Here is a 517-nt window from a genome sequence, read left to right on the forward strand (position 1 = left end):
GCTCCTGGGACGTATAAAGTTTATGAAAAAGTAGCACCTGAGGGATATCAAAAATTAACAAGTCCGGTAGAGGTTACGCTTCAAGCTGGAGAAACAAAAACAATTGAAATTAAAAATACCATGCAAAAGGGTCAAATTGAATTAAAGAAAATTGATTCGGAAAATGGTGGTAAAGCATTAGCAAATGCAGAGTTTGATATAGTAAAAGACGGTGTAGTAGTTGAACATATTATTACAGATAAAGACGGTAWGGCAATTTCTAAACCGTTAGCACCAGGAAAATATATTTTAAAAGAAACGAAAGCGCCCGAAGGATACCAGTTAAAAGAAACAGAGTTCGAAGTAAATGTAACAGGGGACGGCATATTCCCAATAAAAGTAGAAAATGCAATGGTAGACAAGGGTAATGTAGAAATTACAAAAGTGGACAAAGAAAACGGTGCAGTATTAGCGGGTGTCGAATTTGAAGTCCAAAATGAGAAAAGTGAAGTAGTAAGAAAAGTAACAACAGATAAAG

At 35.3% G+C, this 517-nt stretch carries 1 protein-coding gene; it reads left to right on the top strand.

Annotated features, from left to right (window positions below):
- A partial coding sequence (locus tag AC1DJR_RS33115; protein WP_477004581.1) for an MSCRAMM family protein occupies positions 1 to 517 on the top strand: 517 nt, incomplete at both ends.

The organism is Bacillus sp. 05T31 (genome assembly GCF_056396725.1).